Source organism: Pseudomonas sichuanensis (genome assembly GCF_003231305.1).
Lineage (GTDB): Bacteria > Pseudomonadota > Gammaproteobacteria > Pseudomonadales > Pseudomonadaceae > Aquipseudomonas > Aquipseudomonas sichuanensis.
This window is the reverse complement of the sequence record NZ_QKVM01000049.1, coordinates 21,002-43,397: the sequence shown is the minus strand read 5'-3', so window position 1 is coordinate 43,397 and position 22,396 is coordinate 21,002. Positions and strand designations below refer to the sequence as shown.

20 protein-coding genes are annotated in these 22,396 nt (G+C 66.1%); 9 read left to right on the top strand and 11 right to left on the bottom strand.

All coding sequences use genetic code 11. The features are described 5' to 3' along the window. The first annotated feature begins 59 nt into the window (after nucleotides 1-59). Nucleotides 60-1,118 carry a bifunctional DNA-binding transcriptional regulator/O6-methylguanine-DNA methyltransferase Ada gene (gene ada, locus DM373_RS22375; protein WP_110995655.1) on the top strand — a complete coding sequence of 353 codons (1,059 nt, stop codon included), beginning with the start codon at nucleotides 60-62 and terminating at the stop codon, nucleotides 1,116-1,118. Between the two features lie 54 nt (nucleotides 1,119-1,172). Continuing rightward, on the top strand, nucleotides 1,173-3,575 hold the full coding sequence (locus DM373_RS22370; RefSeq protein WP_110995654.1) for a DUF3772 domain-containing protein: 2,403 nt from the start codon (nucleotides 1,173-1,175) through the stop codon (nucleotides 3,573-3,575). A gap of 60 nt (nucleotides 3,576-3,635) precedes the next feature. Here the strand turns inward: DM373_RS22370 and DM373_RS22365 are convergent, their stop codons facing one another. The 6 genes from DM373_RS22365 to DM373_RS22335 form a co-directional block, all read right to left on the bottom strand. Continuing rightward, nucleotides 3,636-4,853, bottom strand: coding sequence for a DUF3422 domain-containing protein (locus tag DM373_RS22365; RefSeq protein WP_110995653.1), 1,218 nt, complete (start codon nucleotides 4,851-4,853; stop codon nucleotides 3,636-3,638). A gap of 111 nt (nucleotides 4,854-4,964) precedes the next feature. Further along, nucleotides 4,965-6,101: a protein adenylyltransferase Fic gene (gene fic / locus DM373_RS22360; RefSeq protein ID WP_110995652.1), complete on the bottom strand. Its 1,137-nt coding sequence runs from the start codon at nucleotides 6,099-6,101 to the stop codon at nucleotides 4,965-4,967. Nucleotides 6,102-6,288: 187 nt separating this feature from the next. Next, nucleotides 6,289-6,540 carry a hypothetical protein gene (locus DM373_RS22355; RefSeq protein ID WP_110995651.1) on the bottom strand — a complete coding sequence of 84 codons (252 nt, stop codon included), beginning with the start codon at nucleotides 6,538-6,540 and terminating at the stop codon, nucleotides 6,289-6,291. Between the two features lie 774 nt (nucleotides 6,541-7,314). Continuing rightward, nucleotides 7,315-8,745: an aldehyde dehydrogenase family protein gene (locus tag DM373_RS22345; protein WP_110995650.1), complete on the bottom strand. Its 1,431-nt coding sequence runs from the start codon at nucleotides 8,743-8,745 to the stop codon at nucleotides 7,315-7,317. A gap of 13 nt (nucleotides 8,746-8,758) precedes the next feature. Beyond that, nucleotides 8,759-10,258, bottom strand: coding sequence for a purine-cytosine permease family protein (locus DM373_RS22340; RefSeq protein WP_110995649.1), 1,500 nt, complete (start codon nucleotides 10,256-10,258; stop codon nucleotides 8,759-8,761). 86 nt (nucleotides 10,259-10,344) lie between these two features. Beyond that, on the bottom strand, nucleotides 10,345-10,734 hold the full coding sequence (locus tag DM373_RS22335; protein WP_110995648.1) for a YybH family protein: 390 nt from the start codon (nucleotides 10,732-10,734) through the stop codon (nucleotides 10,345-10,347). A 307-nt stretch (nucleotides 10,735-11,041) separates the two neighbouring features. Between DM373_RS22335 and DM373_RS29520 the strand changes: the two genes are divergently transcribed. The 7 genes from DM373_RS29520 (at nucleotide 11,042) to DM373_RS22305 (ending at nucleotide 17,092) form a co-directional block, all read left to right on the top strand. Further along, on the top strand, nucleotides 11,042-11,239 hold the full coding sequence (locus tag DM373_RS29520) for a Fic family protein (RefSeq protein ID WP_341866395.1): 198 nt from the start codon (nucleotides 11,042-11,044) through the stop codon (nucleotides 11,237-11,239). A gap of 174 nt (nucleotides 11,240-11,413) precedes the next feature. Then, complete coding sequence (locus DM373_RS22330) at nucleotides 11,414-12,103, top strand: hydrolase (RefSeq protein WP_110995647.1); 690 nt, start codon at nucleotides 11,414-11,416, stop codon at nucleotides 12,101-12,103. A 36-nt stretch (nucleotides 12,104-12,139) separates the two neighbouring features. Then, nucleotides 12,140-12,760, top strand: coding sequence for an isochorismate family cysteine hydrolase YcaC (gene ycaC / locus DM373_RS22325; protein WP_062572799.1), 621 nt, complete (start codon nucleotides 12,140-12,142; stop codon nucleotides 12,758-12,760). A 60-nt stretch (nucleotides 12,761-12,820) separates the two neighbouring features. After that, nucleotides 12,821-14,977: an FUSC family protein gene (locus DM373_RS22320; protein ID WP_110995646.1), complete on the top strand. Its 2,157-nt coding sequence runs from the start codon at nucleotides 12,821-12,823 to the stop codon at nucleotides 14,975-14,977. After that, the gene (locus DM373_RS22315) at nucleotides 14,967-15,173 is read left to right on the top strand and encodes a DUF1656 domain-containing protein (RefSeq protein ID WP_110995645.1); all 207 of its coding nucleotides are present in this window, start codon (nucleotides 14,967-14,969) and stop codon (nucleotides 15,171-15,173) included. The genes DM373_RS22320 and DM373_RS22315 overlap by 11 nt, the downstream gene beginning before the upstream one ends. A 9-nt stretch (nucleotides 15,174-15,182) precedes the next feature. Next, nucleotides 15,183-16,127 (top strand): HlyD family secretion protein, encoded by a 945-nt coding sequence (locus DM373_RS22310; RefSeq protein WP_110995662.1) that lies wholly within the window; start codon nucleotides 15,183-15,185, stop codon nucleotides 16,125-16,127. Between the two features lie 38 nt (nucleotides 16,128-16,165). Then, nucleotides 16,166-17,092: a LysR substrate-binding domain-containing protein gene (locus DM373_RS22305; RefSeq protein ID WP_110995644.1), complete on the top strand. Its 927-nt coding sequence runs from the start codon at nucleotides 16,166-16,168 to the stop codon at nucleotides 17,090-17,092. Here the strand turns inward: DM373_RS22305 and DM373_RS22300 are convergent. The 5 genes from DM373_RS22300 to DM373_RS22280 all read right to left on the bottom strand — a co-directional run bounded on the left by DM373_RS22300 (nucleotide 17,070) and on the right by DM373_RS22280 (nucleotide 22,345). Continuing rightward, nucleotides 17,070-18,239 (bottom strand): MFS transporter, encoded by a 1,170-nt coding sequence (locus DM373_RS22300; protein ID WP_157966877.1) that lies wholly within the window; start codon nucleotides 18,237-18,239, stop codon nucleotides 17,070-17,072. The genes DM373_RS22305 and DM373_RS22300 overlap by 23 nt on opposite strands. Nucleotides 18,240-18,475: 236 nt before the next feature. Beyond that, on the bottom strand, nucleotides 18,476-18,766 hold the full coding sequence (locus DM373_RS22295; protein WP_110995642.1) for a cupin domain-containing protein: 291 nt from the start codon (nucleotides 18,764-18,766) through the stop codon (nucleotides 18,476-18,478). 76 nt (nucleotides 18,767-18,842) lie between these two features. Beyond that, nucleotides 18,843-19,799, bottom strand: coding sequence for a LysR family transcriptional regulator (locus tag DM373_RS22290; RefSeq protein WP_110995641.1), 957 nt, complete (start codon nucleotides 19,797-19,799; stop codon nucleotides 18,843-18,845). Between the two features lie 114 nt (nucleotides 19,800-19,913). Continuing rightward, nucleotides 19,914-21,269 carry an FAD-dependent oxidoreductase gene (locus tag DM373_RS22285; protein WP_110995640.1) on the bottom strand — a complete coding sequence of 452 codons (1,356 nt, stop codon included), beginning with the start codon at nucleotides 21,267-21,269 and terminating at the stop codon, nucleotides 19,914-19,916. A 20-nt stretch (nucleotides 21,270-21,289) separates the two neighbouring features. Next, nucleotides 21,290-22,345 carry a Rieske 2Fe-2S domain-containing protein gene (locus DM373_RS22280; protein WP_110995639.1) on the bottom strand — a complete coding sequence of 352 codons (1,056 nt, stop codon included), beginning with the start codon at nucleotides 22,343-22,345 and terminating at the stop codon, nucleotides 21,290-21,292. Nucleotides 22,346-22,396: the final 51 nt, after the last annotated feature.

Here is a 22,396-nt window from a genome sequence, read left to right as displayed (position 1 = left end):
GAGTTCGGCGCTCTGCCTGTCCAGGCAAGGTAACTGCAGCGAATCAAAGGAGCGACGCCATGACCCTCGTCCCCAGCTACACCACCGACGCCGAGCGCTGGCACGCCGTGCAAACCCGCGACAGTGCAGCCACCGGCCATTTCGTCTACGCCGTGCGCACCACTGGCGTGTACTGCCAGCCGGCCTGCTCGTCGCGCCTGGCCAAACGCCAGAACGTCGAGTTCTTCAATGACGCCCATCAAGCCGAGGCGGCCGGTTACCGTGCCTGCAAGCGTTGTGCGGGAGGCACCCAAGCGGTACGACGCAGCGAAGTGGTGGCCCGCGCCTGCCGCCTGATCGAAGCCAGCGACACGGCACCTAACCTCGACCAACTGGGCGCTGACCTGAACCTCAGCCCCTTCCACTTGCACCGCCTGTTCAAGGCCGAAACCGGCCTTACCCCCAAGGCCTATGCCTCAGCCTTTCGCGCCCGGCGCCTGCGCGAGGGGCTGGAGGCTGCCGGCAGTGTCACCGAGGCCATCTATGACGCCGGCTACAACTCCAACAGCCGCTTCTATGAAAGTGCCGCCGAGCGCCTGGGCATGCGCCCCCGTGAGTACCGGGCCGGCGGGCAGGGCGCGACCATCCGCTTTGCCCTCGCCCAGTGTTCACTGGGGGCGATCCTGGTGGCGCAGAGCGAGCGCGGTATCTGCGCGATCCTGTTGGGCGATGAACCCGAGCCGTTGCTTCAGGACCTGCAGGACAAATTCCCCAACGCCCAGCTGATCGGTGGCGACGACGCCTTCGAGCGCCTGGTCGCCGAGGTGATCGGTTTTGTCGAAGCCCCGGCGCTGGGCCTGGCGCTGCCATTGGATGTGCAGGGCACGGCGTTCCAGGAGCGGGTCTGGCAGGCCTTGCGCGAAGTGCCGGCGGGCAGCCGGGTCAGCTACACCGACATCGCCGAGCGCATCGGCGCACCCAAGGCCGTGCGCGCCGTGGCCCAGGCCTGCGCGGCCAACACGATCGCGGTGGCCATCCCTTGCCACCGCGTGGTGCGCCGCGATGGCGACCTCAGCGGTTACCGCTGGGGGGTGGAACGCAAACGCCAGCTGCTGGCCCGAGAAACGGCACCCTCCTGAGCGGCCGGACCGCGTAGAATTCACGCCCTGTCGAGTTGTATAGAGGAACATTCGATGAGGCGTGTCAGCCTTGACCGATTTTATGTGGGGGTTCTGGCCCTGCTACTGTGGGTGGCCGTACCCGCCTGGGCTGCCACAGTCACCCCGGTGTCGCGGCTGGCCGTGGCCGAGCAGCAGGTGCTGGACGAGAACGCTGGCCTGGAAGAGCTGAGCGAACGGCTCGACCAGATCCGCCAGGGCGTCACCAGCAACGCCAACGACGACTTGCTCGCGCAGTTGCGCCAGTCGGCCCTGCAGGTGCAGCGACAGGCCGATGTACTGGTCACCGCGCGTACCGCCGATGTGCAGCGCCTGGACGACCAGCTCAACGTGCTCGGCCCGCCGATGCCGGAAGAGGCCGAGAGCCTGACCCGCCAGCGCAAGCAACTGAACGATGAGAAGAACGCGGTGCTTGCCGAGCAGAAGGACACCATCGCGCTGGCCCAGTCGGCCCGTGACCTGTCCACGCAGATCGTCAACCTGCGCCGCAGCCTGTTCAACTCGCAGATCACCAGCCGCGCCGCCAGCCCGCTGAGCCCGGCGTTCTGGTCGAGCCTGATCCGTCCCACCGACGACGACGTGGCCCGCCTGCGCGACCTGCGCGCAGAGGCCGCCGATGCCATGGCCAGCGCGTTCAGCGCCGAGCACCGCTGGTTGTTCATCAGCGCCCTGGTGGCCGCCGTGCTGGTCTGGACCCTGGTGCGCCGGGTGCTCGAGCGGTTGCTGGCTGACGCCATGGTGCGCTGGCTGCCCGTAGGCCGGCTGCGCCGCAGCGCCCTGGCCGTGAGCGTCAGCCTGGCGACCCTGGGCACCATCTCCGGCTCGGTGTCGTTGTTGCGCTGGGCCCTGGAAAGCAGCGCCGAGCTGGGCACCGACCTGGCCAGCCTGACCAACCATGTCCTCGCCCTGGTGGTGTTCAGCGCCTTCATCTCGGGCCTGGGCCGCGCCATGCTGATGCTGCAGCGCCCGTCGTGGCGCCTGCCGCCGATTGCCGACGAAGTGGCCAGCGCCCTGGGCTGGTTCCCCAAGGTGCTGGCCCTGACGCTGATGGTGATGCTCACCATGGAGCGCATCAACAGCGTGATCGGTACCAGCCTGGCGCTGACCCTGGCCACCAACGGCCTGACCGCGCTGGTGGTGTCGCTGCTGTTCGTGGCTGCGCTGGTGTGCTACCGCCGCGCCCGTCGCCAGCACGGCCTGGAACGCCCCAAAGGCCTGACCGGGCTGATCCCGTTCGTGATCGTGGTGTGGGTGGTGGCGATCCTGCTGGCGCTGGTGGCCGGCTACCTGACGTTGGCCTACTTCCTCACGGCCAAACTGCTGTGGATCAGCGTGGTCACCGTGTGCGCCTACTTGCTGGTCACGGTGTTCGGCGATCTCTGCGAAACCTTGCTTTCGCCGCGCCAGCCCGGTGGCCTGGCGCTGGCTTCGGCGTTGGGCCTGCAACAGCGCCACCAGGCCCAGGCCAGCACCATCCTGGCCGGTATCGGCCGCACTGTGCTGCTGTTCGCCGCCGCCTTGCTGGTCTTCATGCCTTCGGGCACCAGCCCGGGCGAGCTGCTGCTGAGCCTGGCCGACTGGGACGGCACCGGCGGCAAGGTGCTCGGCAACCTGAACATCGTGCCTCAGGACATCCTGATGGCCGTGGCCATCTTCATCGGTGGCTGGTTTGCCATTCGCGTGGTCAAGCGCTGGCTCAGCGATCGCCTGCTGCCCGAAACCGACATGGACGCCGGCATGCGTGCGTCCCTGGTGACCCTGGTGGGTTACCTGGGCTTCCTGTTCCTGGCCATGCTGGTGATGTCCACCCTGCACATCAACCTGACCAGCCTGACCTGGGTGGTCAGTGCGCTGTCGGTAGGTATCGGTTTCGGCCTGCAGCAGATCGTGCAGAACTTCATCTCCGGCCTGATCCTGCTGACCGAGCGCCCGGTGAAAGTGGGCGACTGGGTCAGCCTGGCGGGTGTGGAGGGTGATATCCGCCGCATCAACGTGCGCGCCACCGAGATCCAGATGTCCGACCGTTCGACGGTGATCGTGCCCAACTCGCAGTTCATTTCGCAGAACGTGCGCAACGTGACCATGGCCAATGCCCTCGGGGTGGTCGGCATCACCCTCACGCTGCCACTGGAGACCGACCCGGCCAAGGTGCGCGAAGTGTTGCTGGCGGCCTACCACGAGCATGAGTCGATTCTCGATGCGCCGGCCAGTTCGGTGACGTTCAAGGACCTGACCAGCAGTGGCATGGTGATTGGCGTAAGCGGTTACGTGGCCTCGCCGCGGCAGGTCTCGGGCACCCGCAGCGACTTGCTGTTCACCATCCTCGGGCGCTTGCGCGATGAAGGCATCCCCTTGTCCTCGCAGCAGACCATGGTGCTGGTGCAGGACAATGGCCGGCCGGCCGACGAGCCGGCGTAACGATCATCGCGGGGCAGGTCGCATCGGCGCACCGATGCGACTTGCCCCGCGATGGGGTGTTCAGTGCTGCTTGGCGCGCCTGATGCGCAGCAAGATCACCAGCAACACCAGCAGCACCGGCGGCGCCATCCCCAGCAACGCCTCCCGCGCCGCCAGCCCCGCGCCCAGCACATTCAGCCCGCCATACAGCAGCTTGAACAGGTTCAGCAGGTAGTAGGTGATCGCAATGATCGACAAGCCTTCCACCGCCCGCTGGATCTTCACCTGGGCATCGGCCCGGGCATTGAGGCTTTGCAGGATCCCGGCACTCTGTTCTTCCATCTCCACCTGCACCCGCGCCTGCAACAGGTCGCCGAGGTTGGCCACGTTCTTCGCCAGTTGCTCCAGGCGCTGCTCGGTGGCCGCGCAGTAGCGCACGGTCGGCTTGAAGCGCCGCTCGATGAACACCCCCAGACGCTGGCAGTCGCCCACATGGCTTTCGCGCAATTCGCCCAGGCGCTCGAACACCAGTTGCGCATAGGCCTGGGTGGCGCCGAAGCGGTGGCGGGTCTTCACCGTGCGGCTGACCACCTGGCGCGACAGCAGGGCGATGGCTTCGAGCAACGCCTTGGAGTCGTGCCCGGCGGCGCTGGCGCCGCGTTCGGACAGGCTCACCAGGGTCTTGTCGAAGGCGTCCAGATCGTGGCTCAGAGTTTTCGCCGTGTCCAGGGTCAGCGAGGCCATCATGCGGTAGGTCTCGATCTCCAGCAGGCGGCGGATCATGCGGCCCTGGCGGTAGGCGTTGAGGCGGCGGTTGATGAACAGGAAACGGTTGGTGCCGTCGGCGGTCAGGCGAAAGTCGCTCCACACCGCAGCATCGCCGCCGCCGACGCAGGAGCCGCAAGGGTCCTTGAAACCGTAGCGGGTGAGGTCCAGGCCCTGTTCATCGCGCACCAGCACCTGCACCGCGTTGATCACCTGCGCTGCCTGCGGGGCGATGGCCTTGGCCAGCGCTTCTGGCAGCACCTGCCAGTCGCTGTCGCTGTTGGCGCAGGGCACGACCAGGGTCAGGGTGAAGAACTCGGTATGCCGTTCCCATTTGAACGGATGGCCGTCGAGTTGGGTGATGCCCTGGGCCGCGTACGGGTCGGGCGCTTCGGGGCAGCAGCGTTGCAGCAGCGACTGGCAGGCCGCGTCGCCGCCGAGCAGGGCGAGGTGGAAGACATGGGCCGGGCCGTCGAAATACAGCGACGGGCGGGCGTGCAGTTCGTTGTGCAGGGTGGTGCGTTGAGGGTGCATGGAAGGCTGGCCTGGTGTTGTGGTTATGGGGCTACCAGGGAGTGGGACTTTGCGGGGCGGGGGGAAAGTCACGGGGGCGCGTTGGTTTCGTCGCGATAACCGGCCTGGGCGCTATATCGAGTCAACTTGACCGTATGGAATGAGTTCGTTGCTGTCTCGGATCAACAGCTGCATCAACTTGGGATGAATGAACAGTTTTTCCCGGCCAACCTGGATTTCCCGCAGTACACCGATGCCGACAAGTTCTTGAAGGTGGCGAGAGGCGGCCTGACGCTGAGCAATCTGTTTCTCTACGATATTGCCGATTCGACAGTAAGGTTGCTCGAAGATCACATCCACCAACTCGCGTGAGTAGAGCTTGGGCAGCTGTTCACGGACAAATCGAGCGGTGTGCTCAGAAAGCGAGCGAATGGCATTGATCTTGGCGCAGGTCCATCGGGCGGTTTGCTCGATGGCATTGAGCATGAACACGATCCAAGGTTCCCACGCCTGGTGCTGCGTGACCTCAAGCAGAAGACGATAATAGTCACCGCGGTTGGCAATGATGAAGCGGCTGAGATAGAGAATAGGGAGATTGAGCAACCCTTGTTCAATCAGGAAGAGAATATTGAGCACTCGTCCGGTGCGGCCATTCCCGTCCGAGAACGGGTGAATGGCTTCGAACTGATAGTGTGCGACTGCCAGGCGTACCAAGGGGTCAAGGTCTGTTTCGTTATGCAGAAAGCGCTCCCAGTTGGAGAGCAGCTCTCGCAGGTGTGACTCCCCTTCAGGTGGCGTGTAGATGATTTCTCCGGTGCGATCATTGGCAAGCTGAACGCCGGGCACCTTACGGATATCCATGTCGATGCCTTTGAGCGTGCGGCAGATTTCCACCGCCGTATTGGTCGAGAGCGGACGCTCGCTGAGCGACTGGAAGCCCCGATACAAGGCGGTCCGATATCGCAGTGCTTCCTTGGTGGCTGCATCCGCATGGCCGTCATTGGACTGGGCGTGCTGAAAAAGCAGATCGGTGGTTGTGACAATACTTTCGATCTCGGAACTGTCTTTGGCCTCCAGAAGCGGAATCGTGTTGATCAGCATCGTTTGGTTGGGGATCAGTTCTGCTGCTTGCTTCAACTCCCCTAAGGCCGTGCGTGCCTCAATGCAGTGCTTGAGCACTGTCCGGGTTTCAAGCTCTATAGCCGGTGGCAGAGCAGGTATCTGGTTGAAAGGTTTTGTAGCCTGCCACCCTTGATTGGACGTGTTCATGAGTAAACGCCTGACGGCAGAAAACATGTCGTCATTTTTGCTTTTTTGCGACACGTATTGTCAACATGTCGCTGGCAACGACATGTGTACGAAACATGTTTCTGGCGGCGGGCGTCGCGCAAGCCAAACTTAAGGTGGCGCAAAAGGGCTGCACAGCAGCCCCACCACTCAATTGCCAACCTCCAATTCAGCAGGTGCGCTTCATCACATGCTCCGCCAGCGCCCGCCCCATCTGCACGTTGTGCGCCGCATTCACCAGCATCCCCAGCCCGGGTTCCCCGGCCAGGGCGCAGCAGTACTCGTCGAGGGTGTCTTCGACGCCGCGCATAAGCTGGATCGCGTGAAGCAGCGCTTCGGCTGGGGGCATGTCGTCGTTGATGGTGAAGAAAGGGCGGGCGAGCGGTTTGGCGGGTGGTGGATCAGGAACGATCTTTTTCATGGTGAATCTCCCAGGGTTGTCAGGAGCTGCACGCGGATCCCTCTCACAGGATTGGGTGGCAGCTGTACGCAGGGTGAGAGACCGGAGACCTGGGAACCCGGCCAGGACGAATCCTGCCCGCGCACAGCTGCCGCAAGGCTGCAAACCAAATCTCAGGCTCTCACACCCGGTCGCCATAACGACGACCCGGGGAAGTTAGTCCTGCTGATGAAGATCGACAACGCAGACACGTCCGCAGCGGGCGTAGGGTAATTCCCAAGCGGATGGGCTTTGAAGCACTTTGTTTCAGGTTCGGAAATGTCTTACGGCTGAAGAGGGGCATTGGATCGTCGTGGGAGCGGCGGTGCGCCGATGCGACTTGCCCCGCGATTGGGTTCTGCATGCGATCGCGTGAAGGCTGCCAGGTGTTCGCCGAGAGCCTTGCAGCGCCTATCAGATCGAGCGCCGCCCGCGCGGCGCTTCGCGGGTAAACCCGCTCCCACATCTGTTTCGGGCCAGTCTCTCCTGTGCCATCACCTGGTCCGCCTTGTTGGCTTGACACAATTTCAGCGTGGGCGTTGCTGTCGCCCCACATGACTCCAGGCATGCACCAAGGCAGGCGCTGGTACTTTCACAGGACTCATTGGCCCGAAACAAACTGTGGGAGCGGCGGTTCGCCGCTGCGATTTACCCGCGAAGCGCCGCCCGCGCGGCGCTCGATCTCACAGGCACTAAAAAAACTTCGCCGAACACCTGCCAGCCTCACCGCCCCCTTGGAAAGGAATGCCTACCCAATCACCCCAAACACCGCGTCACATGCTTCACCGACAGATACCCCGACAACCCCCAAGGCCCGAGTTCGCGCCCAATCCCGCTGCCCTTGGTCCCGCCCCACGATGTCTCGACGAACACCGCCTGCACCGAGTTGATCCACACATGCCCCACCTCCAGCGCATCGGCCACGCGTTCGGCGCGTTCCAGGTCGGCGCAGCACACGGTGGCGACCAGCCCGAAGCGGCTGTCGTTGGCCTGCACGATGGCCTCGGCTTCGGTGGCGAAGCGCCGCGCGCACAGCACCGGCCCGAAAATCTCCTCGCCCCACAGGCGGCTGCTCTCAGGCACATCCACATACAGCGTCGGGCTGACGAACCAGCCGTCGCGGTCCAGCGCCTTGCCGCCGGCCAGGCACTTCAAGCCTTCCTCGCGGGCCTTGGCGAAGTAGCTGGCGACCTTGAGCCATTGCGCCTGGCTGGTCAGCGGCCCCATGTCCACTTCCTCGCTCAGCGGGTTGCCGACGCGCAGCTTCTCCAGCGCCTCCTGCAAGCGCGCCAGCAACGCATCGGCGATGCCGTCCTGCACCAGCAGGCGCGAGGTGGCCGAGCACATCTGCCCGGCGTTCCAGGTGATGCCGGCGACGATCCATTCCACTGCCTGATCGACGTCGCAATCGTCGAACACCACGATGGCCGACTTGCCGCCCAGCTCCAGTGTCACCGGCCGGCATTGCGCGGCGGCTGCGCGCATCACCTGGCTGCCGACGCCGTTGCTGCCGGTGAACGACAGCTTGTCCAGGCCGTTGTGGCCGCTCAGGGCGGCGCCGGTCTCGGCCTTGCCGTTGACGATGTTCAACACGCCGGCCGGCAGGCCCAGTGCTTCGGCGATCTGGCCGTAGGCCTGCTCGATCAGCGGGGTCACTTCGGAGGGCTTGAGCACCACGGTGCAGCCGGCTGCCAGGGCCGGGGCGAGCTTCCAGGCGCTGGTCACCAGTGGGAAGTTCCACGGCACGATCAGGCCGACCACGCCCACCGGCTCCAGGCGGGTGCGGGCGGTAAAGCCCGGTGCGGCCAGCGGCACATCGCGGTTCTTTTCCGGCAACTGTTCAGCCAGGTCGGCGTAGTAGGCGAAGGTGGCGATGGCGTCGTCCAGGTCGATCTCGGCCTCGTGGCGCGGCTTGCCGTTGTTGCGCATCTGCAAGGCGATCAGCTCGTCGCGGCGCTGGCCCAGTTGCTCGGCAAAGCCGCGCAGGTAGCCGGCGCGTTCGCTGGCGGGCACGGTTTTCCAGGTGCTCAGCGCACGGCGTGCGGCGCCCACGGCCTGGTCGACCTGGCCCGTGCTGGCGGCCATCAGTTCGGCGAACGGCAGGCCGTCGGACGGGTTCTGCACAACGATGCAGTCGCTGCCCTGGCCTTCGACCCAGCGGCCGTCGATGTAGTGAGAGGTGGTCATGGTCGGTTTCCAGTCAGGCCATTTCGGCGGTGGTCACGGGCTTCACCGGCGTGCTTTTGCAACGCACCCAGCGCGGGCCTTGCGGGCCGTACACGCCAGCCGGTTCAGGGAACAGGTTGAGCAAGATCAGGTACAGCACGCCGGCGATACCGAGGGTGACCGGCAGGCTCAGGTCGATGCCGCCGGCCAGTTCACCCAGCGGGCCGACGAACTGCCCAGGCAGGTTGACGAAGCACAGGCCGACCAGCGCACTGGGGATCCATGCGCCCATGCCGCGCCAGTTCCAGCCGTGGCAGAACCAGTAGTGGCCGCCTTGCTGGCCACGGGTGAACACCTGCAGGTCGTCGGCGTGGTAGAAGCCGCGGCGGGTGATCAGGCCGAGGATCATGATCACCATCCAGGGGCTGGTGCAGGTGATGATCAGCACGGCGAAGGTCGAGACGCTCTGCACCAGGTTGAAGGTGAAGCGGCCGATGAAGATGAAACCGATGGCCAGCACGCCGATCAGCAGCGTGGCAGCGGCGCGGCTGAGCAGGCGCGGGAACACGCTGGACATGTCCAGGCCGGTGCCGTACAGCGCCGTGGTGCCGGTGGACATGCCGCCGATCACCGCAATCAGGCACACCGGCAGGAAGAACCAGCCCGGCGAGATGGCCAGCAGGCCACCGACATAGTTGTTGGCGGCGATGTAGTCCGGCGCCTGGCTGGCCACCAGGGTGGCGGTGCACAGGCCGAACAGGAACGGGATCAACGTGGCCACCTGGGCCAGGATCACCGCCAGCATGATCCGCGATTTCGGCGTGGCACGCGGGATGTAGCGCGACCAGTCACCGAGGAAGGCACCGAACGACACCGGGTTGCTCATGGCCAGGATCGCCGCGCCGACGAAGGCTGCCCAGAAGCCTGCCTGGCCGAGGTTGACGCTACCGGCGTAGCCCGCGTCGAACGGCCCGGCGAAGGCGAAGATGCCCAGCAGGAACAGTAGGCTCGATGCCCACACCGCGATCTTGTTGACCCACAGCATGAAGCGGAAGCCGAAGATGCACACCACCAGCACCAGCACCGCGAACAGGCCGTAGGCCAGGCCCAGGGTCAGGTCGGTTTCCGGCAGGCCGGCCAGGCGCTTGGCGCCGCCGACCAGGGCATCGCCCGAGCTCCACACCGACAGCGAGAAGAACGCCACCGCAGTGAGCAGCGACAGGAACGAGCCGACGATGCGCCCGTGCACGCCGAAATGCGCGCCGGACGATACCGCGTTGTTGGTGCCGTTGAGCGCGCCGAACAGGCCCATCGGCGCAAGGATCAGCGCGCCCACGCCGACGCCGAGCAGGATCGCCCACACGCCAGCCTGGAACGACAGCCCGAACAGCACCGGGAAGCTGCCGAGCACGGCGGTGGCAAAGGTGTTGGCACCGCCGAAGATCAGGCGGAACAGGTCCAGCGGGGCGGCGTCGCGTTGATCGTCGGGGATCTGTTCGACGCCATTGGTCTCGATACCGGTCGAGTGGCTCATGGTGGTGCTCCAGCGCGAATGTTGTCGGCCTCAAGGGGCCTTGTTGTGGGTGCGATGGCAGTGCGGCAGGGCCGCTTGAAAGGGGATCAGGCCGGCGAGACGACCGACAGGTGCTCGTGGCAGGCCAGCCAGCGTTCGCCGTGCTGGCGGAAGACGATGGTCTCGCGCTCGTTCAGGTCGAGGGTTTCGCCGGCGACGCGCAGGCGTGTGGCCACGTCGTGCATGAAGATCGCCACGTCACCTTGCAGGCTCACCTGCACATTGCTGGATTCGCAGCCGAGCACGGCGAAGCCCTCTGCCTGCCAGGAGGCCCAGAGTTCTTCGTAGGCGCGGCGCGACAGCAGCGGTTGTGCCAAGGTGTGGAAAAGGAAGGTGGCGTCTTCGCTGAAGCAGGCGAAGTAGCGGGCGGTGTCATTGCTGGCGAAGGCGGCAACGAGGTCGGCGGCGGCCTGCCGTACCTGGAGTGTCTGGTCCACGGGAGTGGCCTCACGATTATTGTGATTGTTGGTGAAGCGATTCTGGTGGGGGCGGCGAAGGGGACAAATCGCTGCGCGCAAATAATCAGTTCAGGAAATTGTGAACTGATGGATAGATCACCCGACCCTGCGTTCTCGAGCCGAGCACTGGCCGTGGGAGCGGGCTTGCCCCGCGATACCGGCGCAGCCGGTGCCATCCATCGCGGGGCAAGCCCGCTCCCACGCGTTCAGGTAAACCAGTTAGTTAGCGTATGTCGCTAAGAGCGACCGACCAGGTAACCGAACAAGTAACCGACCAAGTAGCGCGATGCTGGAGGTTCTGAAGCGGGGTATAGCGCTGCGCGCCAATGAGCTGATGGCGCGTCTCGAACTGTCTCATCGGCATACCTTCAGAGCGAACTATCTCAAACCGGCGCTGGCGGCGTGCGCTTCACTGTTCTCCAGATGGAACTCTGAGGGTTCACCCATGGGCCTACCGGCCCGCATCTCTCCTCTCTACCGTTAGCCCTGTCGCCCGCCTGGCCACAGGCCGCACGGGCATTTGCCACGGCCCGCCGACTGACGGTCGTTTCGTTCAGCCTGTGTTGCCTACTCTCATAGTCCCCACTGTGGATGTGTGGGGCGCGGCCCGACCGCAGCGGCCAGGATGGCCTGTTCTCCACACCAAGAGGAGAGAACGATGAGCAATTTCTCGCAAGCCGCCAACTTCGACGGCCAGGTGCCACGCATCGACCCCGACAACGCCACGATGCTGCTGATCGACCACCAGAGCGGCCTGTTCCAGACGGTCAAGGACATGCCCATGACCGAACTGCGGGCCAATGCCATTACCTTGGCCAAGGTCGCCAGCCTGGCGAAGATCCCAGTCATCACCACCGCCTCGGTACCCCAAGGCCCCAACGGCCCGCTGATCCCGGAAATCCACGAAGCCGCGCCCCATGCGCAGTATGTCGCCCGCAAGGGTGAGATCAACGCCTGGGACAACCCTGAATTCGTCGCCGCGGTGAAGGCCACTGGGCGCAAGCAACTGATCATCGCCGGCACCATCACCAGCGTGTGCATGGCCTTCCCCAGCATCAGCGCGGTGGCCGCCGGCTACCAGGTGTTCGCTGTCATCGATGCGTCAGGCACCTACTCCAAGATGGCCCAGGAAGTGACCCTGGCACGGGTGGTCCAGGCCGGCGTGGTACCGATGGACACCGCCGCTGTCTGCTCCGAAGTGCAACGTACCTGGAACCGCCCGGACGCCGCCCAGTGGGCCGAGGCCTACAGCGCGGTGTTCCCGCACTACCAACTGCTGATCGAGAGCTACGCCAAGGCCCAGGCCGTCGTCACCGGTCATGAGCAACTAGACTCGCAACGCAACTGAACCTGGCTGTTCCCCATCCAAGCAAGGAGATCCACCATGGCATTCCAATACAAGCGTCTGGACAAGAACAACGCCGCGGTACTGCTGGTCGATCACCAGACCGGGCTGCTGTCGCTGGTGCGCGACATCGACCCGGACCGGTTCAAGAACAACGTGCTGGCGCTGTCCGACCTGGCCAAGTACTTCAAGCTGCCGACCATCCTCACCACCAGCTTCGAAACCGGCCCCAACGGCCCGCTGGTGCCCGAGCTCAAGGAGCAGTTCCCCGACGCGCCCTACATCGCCCGCCCCGGCAACATCAACGCCTGGGACAACGAGGACTTCGTCAAGGCGGTGAAGGCCACCGGCAAGAAGCAGCTGATCATCGCCGGCGTGGTCACCGAGGTGTGCGTGGCCTTCCCGGCACTGTCGGCGCTGGAAGAGGGCTTCGACGTATTCGTGGTCACCGACGCCTCCGGCACCTTCAACGAACTGACCCGCGACTCGGCCTGGCGCCGCATGGAGGCCGCCGGCGCCCAGCTGATGACCTGGTTCGGCGTGGCCTGCGAGCTGCACCGCGACTGGCGCAACGACATCGAAGGGCTGGGTACGCTGTTCTCCAACCACATCCCCGACTACCGTAACCTGATGACCAGCTACAGCAAGCTGGCCAAGTGACGCGGTGCCCGGGCCCCGGTAACGGGGCCCGGGCCGGTCCTGTCGGTTACGAGGTAACGGATGGCTCCACTGATTGCCTATTTCAGGCTTGCCCTGCGCCCCGGGCGCGATGTGCTGCTGTTCGCGCTGCGTACGGTGGTGGCGGGCCTGCTGTGTCTCTACCTGGCGTTCGTGTTCGACCTGGAACAACCGAAATGGGCGCTGATGACGGTGATCATCATCAGCCTGCCACTGGCCGGCATGACCCTCAAGCGCAGCCTCGCGCAGGTGCTCGGCACGGTGGTCGGCGCGGCGGTGGCCGTGCTGCTGATGGCGTTGTTCGCGCAGATGCCGTACACCCTGGTGGTCAGCCTGGCGCTGTGGCTGGGGCTGTGTACCGCCGGTGGCACCTTGCTGCGCTACACCGATTCTCATGCCTTCGTGCTTAGCGGCTTTACCGCGGTGGTGGTGACCATGCTGGCCGTGCCCGAGCCCGAGGGCACCTTTCTGCTGGCCGTCACCCGGGTCACCGAGACCTTGCTGGCGGTGGCCTGCGTGGCGGTGGTCAGCCTGCTGACGGCCCGCCCGCAAGCCGTGGCCAACAGCTATTTCGCCAAGGTCGACAGCCTGCTGAAATTGCTCGCCAGCCATGCCGCGCAGGTGATCCGCACCGAGGAGGACGAAGCCGCGTTCGGTCAGCGTCAGGCCCGGTTGATCGCCGAGGTCAGTGCGCTGGAAGGGTTGCGTCGGCACCTGTATTTCGACGCGCCGCACCTGCGCAGCGGCGACGGCTTGGTGCAACTGTTCGCCAACCAGTTGGTGCTGCTGGTTTCACGGCTGCTGGTGCTGCGTCAGCAGCGCGAACTGGTCAAGGCGAACTGGCTGGGGCCGCTGCCGGTGGATATCCAGCTGCTGCGCGACGCCGAACTGCTGAGCCTGGAGGCGCTGGCACGGGACGGCATGGCGCTCTCGGCAGCGGACCGCGAAGCCCTGCGCACCTTGCACCAAGGCTTCGATGACGCCGCCGACCGCGCCGAGTTTCTCAACGAGCCACTGCCACCGCACCTGCGCGCCCTGGCCTGGGCCTTGCGCTGGGAGCAGGCGCGGCTGCTGCAGCAACTGGACGAGCTGATCGAGTTGAACGAGGCGATCCAGCAGGGCCGCCTGGCCAGTTGCCCCCAACGGCAGGGCCGTGCCAGCGCCTTGCACCTGGACTGGCCGCTGGCGGCGATGAACGCCGTGCGCGCCTGCCTGGCCCTGTTGCTGATCGGCGGCTTGTGGATCGAGAGCGCCTGGGATGGCGCGCGTTCGGCGGTGATCCTGATGGGCGTGATGTGTTCGCTGATGGCGACCTTGCCGCGCCCCCTGCTGGCCAGCCAGAACTACAACCGCGGGCTGCTGGTGGGCATGGGGCTATCGGCGCTCTATCAGTTCGCCCTGCTGCCACTGTTCACCGACTTCGAGATGCTCGCCCTGTGCCTGGCGCCCCTGCTGTACCTGGCGGCGGTCGGGCTGGCCAACCCGATGACGGCGGGGATCGGCATGGGCATCGGCCTGATCGGCCTGTTGATGATCGGGCCGCAGAATGTCGGGGCCTATCACAACAGCGACATCCAGTGGTTCGAGTTCGCCGGTGGCTACCTGGTGGCCGGCGTGCTGGCGATGGCCGTGTTCTCGCTGGTGTTTCCGTTCAATGCGCAGAAACGCATCGCCCGACTGTTTCGCCAGACCCGTGAGGATGTGCGCCGACAGGTGCTCGAGAACGGTTCGCTGGCTGGGCAGTTCGCCTTCGAGAGCCTGCTGCTCGATCGCCTGTCGGCATTGATCGGTCTGCTGCCGGCCGCCCCGGACATGGCCTCCCGCGAGCGTGTCGAGTGTGCGCTGGTGTGCCCGGCGTTGGCCATCGCCGTGGGGCAAGCGCGCGCCTTGTGCGACGGTGACCTGGTATTACCGTCACCAGCCCGGGCTCGATTGCGAGAAAGCCTGCAGGGCGTTGCCGACTTCATCGGTGGCCAGGGGGTGGTGGACCTCGACCCGCTTCTGCGTGAGCTGGACGACCACACGCGGGTGCTCGATGCCCTGCATGGCGCGCCTGGGCCACTGGGGCGCGACGCCTTGCGTCGGCTGTTCATCCTGCGGGTGGCCCTGGCGGTGGCCGGGCAGTTGCTGGCGCGCTATCGCCGGGTGCTGGAGCCTGTGCGTGCGCGGCCGATCCCGGAGGTGGCCAATGCCCATTGATTTTGAGGTGGGCGGGGTCTACCTGCCGCCCATCGCCCAGGCGCTGCTACTGGCCCTGCCGTTGTTTCTGCTGGTCGATGCCTTGTTGCGTCGAGTGGGCGTGCTGGCCTTCGTCTGGCATCCGGCGCTGTTCCAGGGGGCCGTGTATACCGCGATTTGCGCGGCCTTGCTGTTGTGGATGGGAGTGAGTAGGTAGATGTCGTCGATCAAGCCGCTGTTGTCGCGCAGCCTGACCCTGGCCATGCTGGTCGTTGCCATCGTGCTGGGCTGGCTGGCCTGGACGCACTATACCCAGGCGCCCTGGACCCGTGATGCACGGGTGCGGGCCGATGTGGTCACCCTGGCGGCGGAGGTCAGCGGCCGGATCGTCGCCCTGCCGGTGCGGGACAATCAGTTCGTGCACAAGGGCGACCTGCTGTTGCGCATCGACCCGGCGCGCTATGAGCTGGCCGTGTTGCATGCTCGGCGTGCGGTCGAGGTGGCACGGGCAGCCCTGGGGCAGTCGCAGGCGAACATCGTCGCCAACCAGGCGTTGCTCCGGCAACGGCGCAGCGAGGAACAGCGCCGCAGCAAGCTGCAGTCGCTGTCGGCCATTTCCGCCGAGGAGTGGGAAAAGTCCAGGACTGATGTCGCTGTGGCCCAGGCCGACCTGCTGCGCGAGCAATCCAGCCTGGGCCTGGCGCAAGCCAATGTGCAACTGGCCGAAGCCACGCTGGAACAGGCACAACTCGACCTGCAGCGCACCGAGGTGCTGGCGCCGGTCAATGGTCATGTCACCAACCTGCTGACCCGTCAGGGCGACTTCGCGCAACCGGGCGCTGCGTTGCTGGCGTTGGTGGACAGCGATTCGTTCCATGTCAGTGGCTACTTCGAGGAAACCAAGCTGCCGCGCATCACCGTCGGCAGCCGGGCGCGCATCGTGTTGATGAATGGTCAGGCTTTGCAGGGCACGGTGGAGAGCATCGCCTACGCCATCACCGACCGTGAGAACCAGCCGGGCAATCGCCTGCTGGCCAACGTCAATCCGAACTACACCTGGGTCAAGCTGGCCCAGCGCGTGCCGGTACGCCTGCGCCTGGACCCGCAGGATGCCGAAGCGCCTCCTTTGCGGGCCGGGACCACTGCCACTGTGACGATCCTCGAGGAATGACGGATGATGCAGCGGTGAGCCGTGGACGAGTGTTGCCGATGTTCGACCTGAACGACCTCTATCTCTACGCCAAGGTGGTTGAGCACGGCGGCTTCGCGCCCGCCGGGCGCATCCTTGGTCTGTCCAAGTCACGCCTCAGCCGGCGCGTGGCCAAGCTCGAGGAGCGCCTGGGCGTACGCCTGATCCAGCGCTCCACGCGGCAGTTCCAGGTGACCGAGGTGGGCCTGGAGTATTACCGCCATTGCCTGGGCATGCTCGAGCAGGCCGTCGCCGCCGAAGATGCCGTCGAGCGCAACCGCGGCGAGCCCCGTGGCATCGTGCGCCTGGCCAGCAGCACCGCGCTGCTCGATTCGCGCCTGGCGCCGATGCTGGCGCGGTTCATGGCGCAATGCCCGGTGGTCGAGCTGCTGGTCAAGAGCTACAACCGGCGGGTGGATGTGATCGGCGAGGGCTTCGACCTGGTCTTGAGCGTGCAGCACCAGCCACTGGAAAGCAGCGAGCTGGTGATGCGCCGGCTGGCCCCGAGCCGGCAGTGCCTGGTGGGTGCGCCGGGCCTGCTGGCCGAACACGGGCGCCCGCTGTCGCCGGAAGGGCTGCAGGCCCTGCCGAGTCTGAACTGGGGCGCCAATGTGCAGGATGCCACCTGGATGCTGGTGGGGCCTGCGGGCGCCGAGGCTACCGTGCGCCATCGCCCCCGCGTGGTGTCGGACGACCTGGCGGTGCTGCGCGAGGCCGCCCTGGCCGGCGTAGGGCTGGTGCTGCTGCCCGAGGAGGCGGTGCGCGCCGACCTGGCTGCCGGGCGCCTGGTCCATGCCCTCGACGATTGGGCGCCACGGGAAGGGGAGGTCGTGGCGCTGTTCCCCTCACGGCGCGGTTTGATGCCAGCGGTGCGCAAGTTGATCGACTACCTGGCCGATGCCTTCGAGCAGGAGCAGCAGAACGCTACGCCGGTTCGCGCTCGCTGAAGCCAGGTTCGGCGGGTGGGCGGGCAGACCAGCATGCCATGGCCGCCGCCAACGCCGTCAGCGCGGCGCCCGCCCAGGGGGTGGCCGACAGCGTCGCCCCGGTGATCACCACGCCACCGATGGCCGAGCCCAGCCCGACCCCCAGGTGCATGGCCGACATGTTCAGGCTCATGCCCGCCGGGAAGGTATCTTCCCCACGCTTGGCCAGGTAGCTCTGCACCACCGGCGAGGTGGTCCAGCTGAGCCCGCCCCACAGCATCATCGCCGGCAGGAACAGCCACGGTGTGCCCGCGCACAACGGCAGCACCAGCAGGCTGGCGAGGTAGAGCAGCGGAGCCAGCACGATCGATCTGCCGGCGCCGAGCCGGTCGGCCATCCAGCCGCCCACATAGCCCCCCGAGACACCGGCGATGCCAAAGGCCGCGAACACTGCCGGCAACCAGTGCGGCGGTACATGGGCGACCTGCTGGGCATAGGGGGCGAGGTAGGCGAACACCGTGAAGTGCCCGGCGATCATCAGCAGCGACACCGCTTGCGCGGCGCACAGGCGGCTGTCACGCAGATGGCGCAGGTAGCTGCCCAGCGCGATGCGCTCGTTGCTGCGCACCTGTGGCAGGCCACGCCAGGCCAGCAGCAGCACGGTGACCGCCAGTGCGGCCTGGCCGATGAACACGCCGCGCCAACCCAGCAGGTCGCACAGCAGCATCCCGGCCGGCACACCCAGTACCAGCGAGCTGCAGATACCCATGAAGATCGCCCCGATCGCCCGCCCGCGCAGGGCTTCGGGGGCCATGCGCGTGGCCATCAGGGTGCAGGTCAGGCAGGTCAGCGCGCTGGTCGCCGCCATCACGATGCGTGCGACCAGCAGCGCGGTGTACCCCGGCGCCAGGGCGGCCACGAGGTTGCACAGGGCGAACAGCGCCAGTGCCGCGCACAGCAGGCGACGCAAGGGCAGGCGGGTGGTCAGCAGGGGAGAGAAGGGTGCAGCGAGGGCGAAGCTCAGTGAGAACACCGTGGTCAATTGCCCGGCGATGCCGAGCGGTACGGCGAGGCCATCGGCCAGTGCCGGCAGGATGCCGACCGTGATGTTCTCGGCCATGCCGGTGGCGAAGGTCGCCAGGGCCAGCAGCCAGATACGCGGGTTCATGTGTTGCCTCCGATAAACAGGCCGGCCAAGGTCCGGACCCATTAGTCCCGACGGTTGACCAGCGGTGGTCAGGTCCATCGGGTTTCGAGGCAGTGCTTCGGTTATCCCGGTTCAAGCAGGGAGGGAGTGTAGTCGGTTGTGCAGTTCTCGTCTGTAGGAGCGGCCTTGCCGGGGCCGCTTTGCGGCCCTTTCGCGACGCAAGGCCGCTCCTACACCGGTGTCGTGTGCATCCTGAACTATTTAAGCTCGGTCTCGATGAACACCACTTCATGGTCGCTGGCATTGATCACGTTGTGCTCGACGCCGGCCTTGCGGAAGTAGCTCTGGCCCGCCACTAGCGGCGCACGCTTCTCGCCCTCCGGGGTTTCCAGCAGCAGGGTGCCGTCGGTCATCGGCACCACCACGTAGTCATGGCCATGCAGGTGGCGACCCGTCTCGGCGCCAGGGGCGAAGCGCCATTCGGTGACGATGACTTCGTCGGTATTCACCTGCACGGTGGGGACGGCCTGGGGGCGAGCGTGTTTCATGAGCGAATCCTGTTGTGCGAAAAACGCCTAGCCTGGGCCGACGCCAAGGGCGGGATAAATACAAATCTGCTGGCAGTCAGTCGCGTAAATGCTCACCCATGTCGGCAGGCCTTGGTGCAATGGCCCGGGCGGCGTCCAGCACGATGCCGCGCAGCCATTTCGAGGCCAGCGAGCGGTGCTTGCGCGCATGCCACAGCTGGTAATAGCGCAGCGGTTGCGCGGGCACCGGGAACGGCTCGATGCGCAAGGGCAGCAGCTCGGCATAGTGCCTGGCGAAGGAGCGGGTGGTGGTGAAGATCAGGTTGGACTTCACCAGCACGTAGGGGGCGATGCAAAAGTACGGCAAGGTGGTGGTGACGCGCCGGACCAGGCCGTTGCGTGCCAGCTCCGCGCCGATGGTGCCTTGCCCGGTGGGGTTGTGGGTCATCACCCCGAGATGGTCGGCCGCCAGGTAGGCCTCGCGGGTCAATTGCCCGGGGCCGATGGGGTGTTCATCGCGCACCAGGCAGACCAGGTCGTCGTCGCACAGCGGCTGCAAGTGCAAGTGCTCGGCGGGGGTGCGCCAGTTGCCGATCACCAGGTCCAGGAAGCCATCCTCGAGCCCTCGCGAAAAGCCGCCCTCGGCCTGCAAGTGCTTGAGCTCCAGGGTGGCGAACGGCGCCTGGGCGTTGAAGCGCTCGATGATCGCGGGCACGAAGAACACGCTCAGGTAGTCCGGGGTGCTGATACGGAAAGTCTGGCGGGTGGTGGCGGGGTCGAACAGGTCGACCGGGTGGAGGATCTGCTCGATGCCGTCAAGCGCCTGGGCCACGGGGTCGATCAGCGACAGGCCGTGGGTGGTCAGCACCATGCGGCTGCCGCTGCGCACCAGCAACTGGTCGCCGGTCAGCTCGCGCAGCCGGCGCAGGGCGACGCTGATCGCCGGTTGGGACTGGCCGAGCAGTTCGGCGGTGCGCGACACGCTGCACTCGGTGAGCAGGGTGTACAGGGTGCGGATCAACTGCGCATCGCAGTTGGGCAGGGAATTGGACACAACGCTCTCATTGTCGGTGGATGGGTAATCGCTATTTACAAAAATATATAGCGATGGCCCCGAAGGCGTCGATAGGGGCCTGGCTCTTCCGGCCCAGGCCCCCGATCGATGGGTTCAGCGCCAGTCCGGAATCGCCTTGAGCAACTGGGCCTTTTCCTGGGTCGCGGCGCCCATCAGGACGAAGCCGAGCATCTGGCTTCGCGGGTCGTGGTACAGCGACCGGAGGTTGGCGGTGCCTTGCTCGCAACGTCCTATCAGCTCGGTGGACCACTGCCCGTCGGCCTCTAGCGGCGTGGCGACGATGGTGGGCAGCACGCTGGTCTTGATGGTCACCGGCATGGCTGGGTACGCCACCACTGTTGGCGTGCCGGCCAGGGTCTGCGCCAGGGCGCGGGCCTGCAGCATGATCGGCATCACGTAGGGCAGCACCAGGCCATGCACTTGCGCGCAATCGCCCAGGGCATACACCTGGCTGGCGCTGGCCCGCAAGCAGGCGTCGGTGACGATACCGTTGTCCACCGCAAGCCCTGCCGAGCGGGCCAGTTCGACGCGCGGCTGCAAGCCGACGGCGCAGAGCACGTAGTCGACGTCGAGGGCGCTGCCATCGGCCAGTTGCAGGTTGTACCCGTCATCCGTGCGCTGCAGGGCGACCGGGGCGTTGCCGAAAGCCAGTTGCACACCGATGGAGGCCAGTGCGTTGGCCATTTCCTCGCCGGCCGCGCTGGGCAGCAGGCGGCTCAGCGGCCAGTCGGCGCGGTCGACCAGGCTCACCCGGTGCCCGGCGTGGCGCAGGTCGTTGGCGAATTCGCAGCCGATCAGCCCGCCGCCGAGGATGGCGATGCGGCTGTGGGCACCGACCTGCTCACGGAAGGTTCGGTAGTCTCCCAGGTCGTTGACCGTGACTATCGCCTGGGCCCCGTCGCCGTCCAGCACCAGGCGCCTGGCATCGGCGCCCAGGGCCAGCACCAGCGCGCTGTAATCCAAGGCCTGGCCATCGACATGGACCTGCTGCGCCACAGTGTCGATGCGCGCTACCGTGGCGCGGGTGATGACTTGCGCTTGCAGTTGCTCGGCCATCTGCGCGGCGCTGGAGGTGGCCAGTTGCTCGGGCAGCCGCCCGGTCTGGAAGGCGTTGGACAGCGCAGGCTTGGAGTAGAACTCGCCACCGTCGCGGGTGACGATGACGATCGCGACGGTGCTGTCCAGCTTGCGCAGTTCGCGGGCCACGCTGTAGCCGGCCAGACCCGAGCCGACGATCACCACCGGGGCAGTGGTTGGCGCGGCCGGCTGAGGCTCGGCCTCCTGCGCCAGCCGGACCATCTCGAAGTCGGCCTTGCCCACGCCGCACTCCGGGCAGTACCAGTCATCCGGCACATCCTCCCAGCGGGTGCCCGCCGGGATACCGTCCTCCGGGCGGCCTTGGGCTTCGTCGTAGAAGAAGCCGCACACCAGACATTCCCATTTGTACATGCTCGTCACTCCCGTCGAAGTCAGCTGGTGAAGGCGCGGCCCAGGCCCAGGGCGCTCAAGGCGCGGCGGTAGGCGGTCGAGGAGCGGTCGGCGGGAATGTGGATCTCCATCGACAGGTCCAGGGGCAGGTCTTCGGGGCGGCACAGCTCGACGATGTCGCGGTCCTCCTCGAAGACCTGGCGGTTGAAGGCGTATACATCGTCCAGCGGCAGGTGCTGGTCGAAGTTGCGGGTGATGGCGCAGAACATGCGGGTCTTGCGCGCCGAGATCGGGCTGGCGGCGTTGAGGATCACCAACTGGTGTTCGGGTTCGGGGAAGTTGACGGCCAGGCGCGCCGTGAAGGGGGCGAACACGTCGAACGAGCGCTTCCATTGGAAGCCTTCCGGGGCACGGTGCTGCAGGCTCTTGGGGAAGTTGCTGACGGTGCTGACGTACTCGGCGTGCACGCCATAGGGCGTGACCTCGGCCCGGTAGGTCGGCACGACCGGGTTGTCCCGTTCGGCGAAGGCTTCGTGGTGGATCCAGGCGAAGTGCGCGACATCGATGAAGCCTTCGACCTGGCGTCCGGCCGAGGCTTTGATGTCGATCGACGGCGGCAGGATGCGCTGGTAGCTGTCGTCGTGCCAGGTCGGCATCTGCGCGAACGGGGCGTCGGTGCCGGCCATCAGCACCCAGACCAGGCCGTATTCCTCGCGGGCGGCGTACATCTGGATGCGGTGGCGTTCGGTGAGGTTGGCGTTGGGTTCGGAGGGGATGCGCGTGCAGCGGCCGTCGGTGCCGAAGTGCAGGCCGTGGTAGGGGCAGATGATGTTCTCGCCCTGCACCCAGCCCTTGCTCAGCGGCGCGCCGCGGTGGCTGCAGATGTCGCGGGCGGCATTGAGCTTGCCGCCGGCGCGGTACAGGACGATGGGCTCGTCGAGCAAGGTGACGGCGTAGGGCTGGTCACCGACGTCGGCCGAGAAGGCGACGGGGTGCCAGTGGCGGGTGAGGACCTCGCGATCCTGTGGGGAGAAGGTGCTGGTGCGGGTGATGGGGTTCCAGGTGATGTCCTGGCAGGCAATGGCGGCGGTGGTCATCGTTGTTCTCCTTGGACGGCAGCCCGGCGCTGGGAGGGCCGGGCCGCGTGT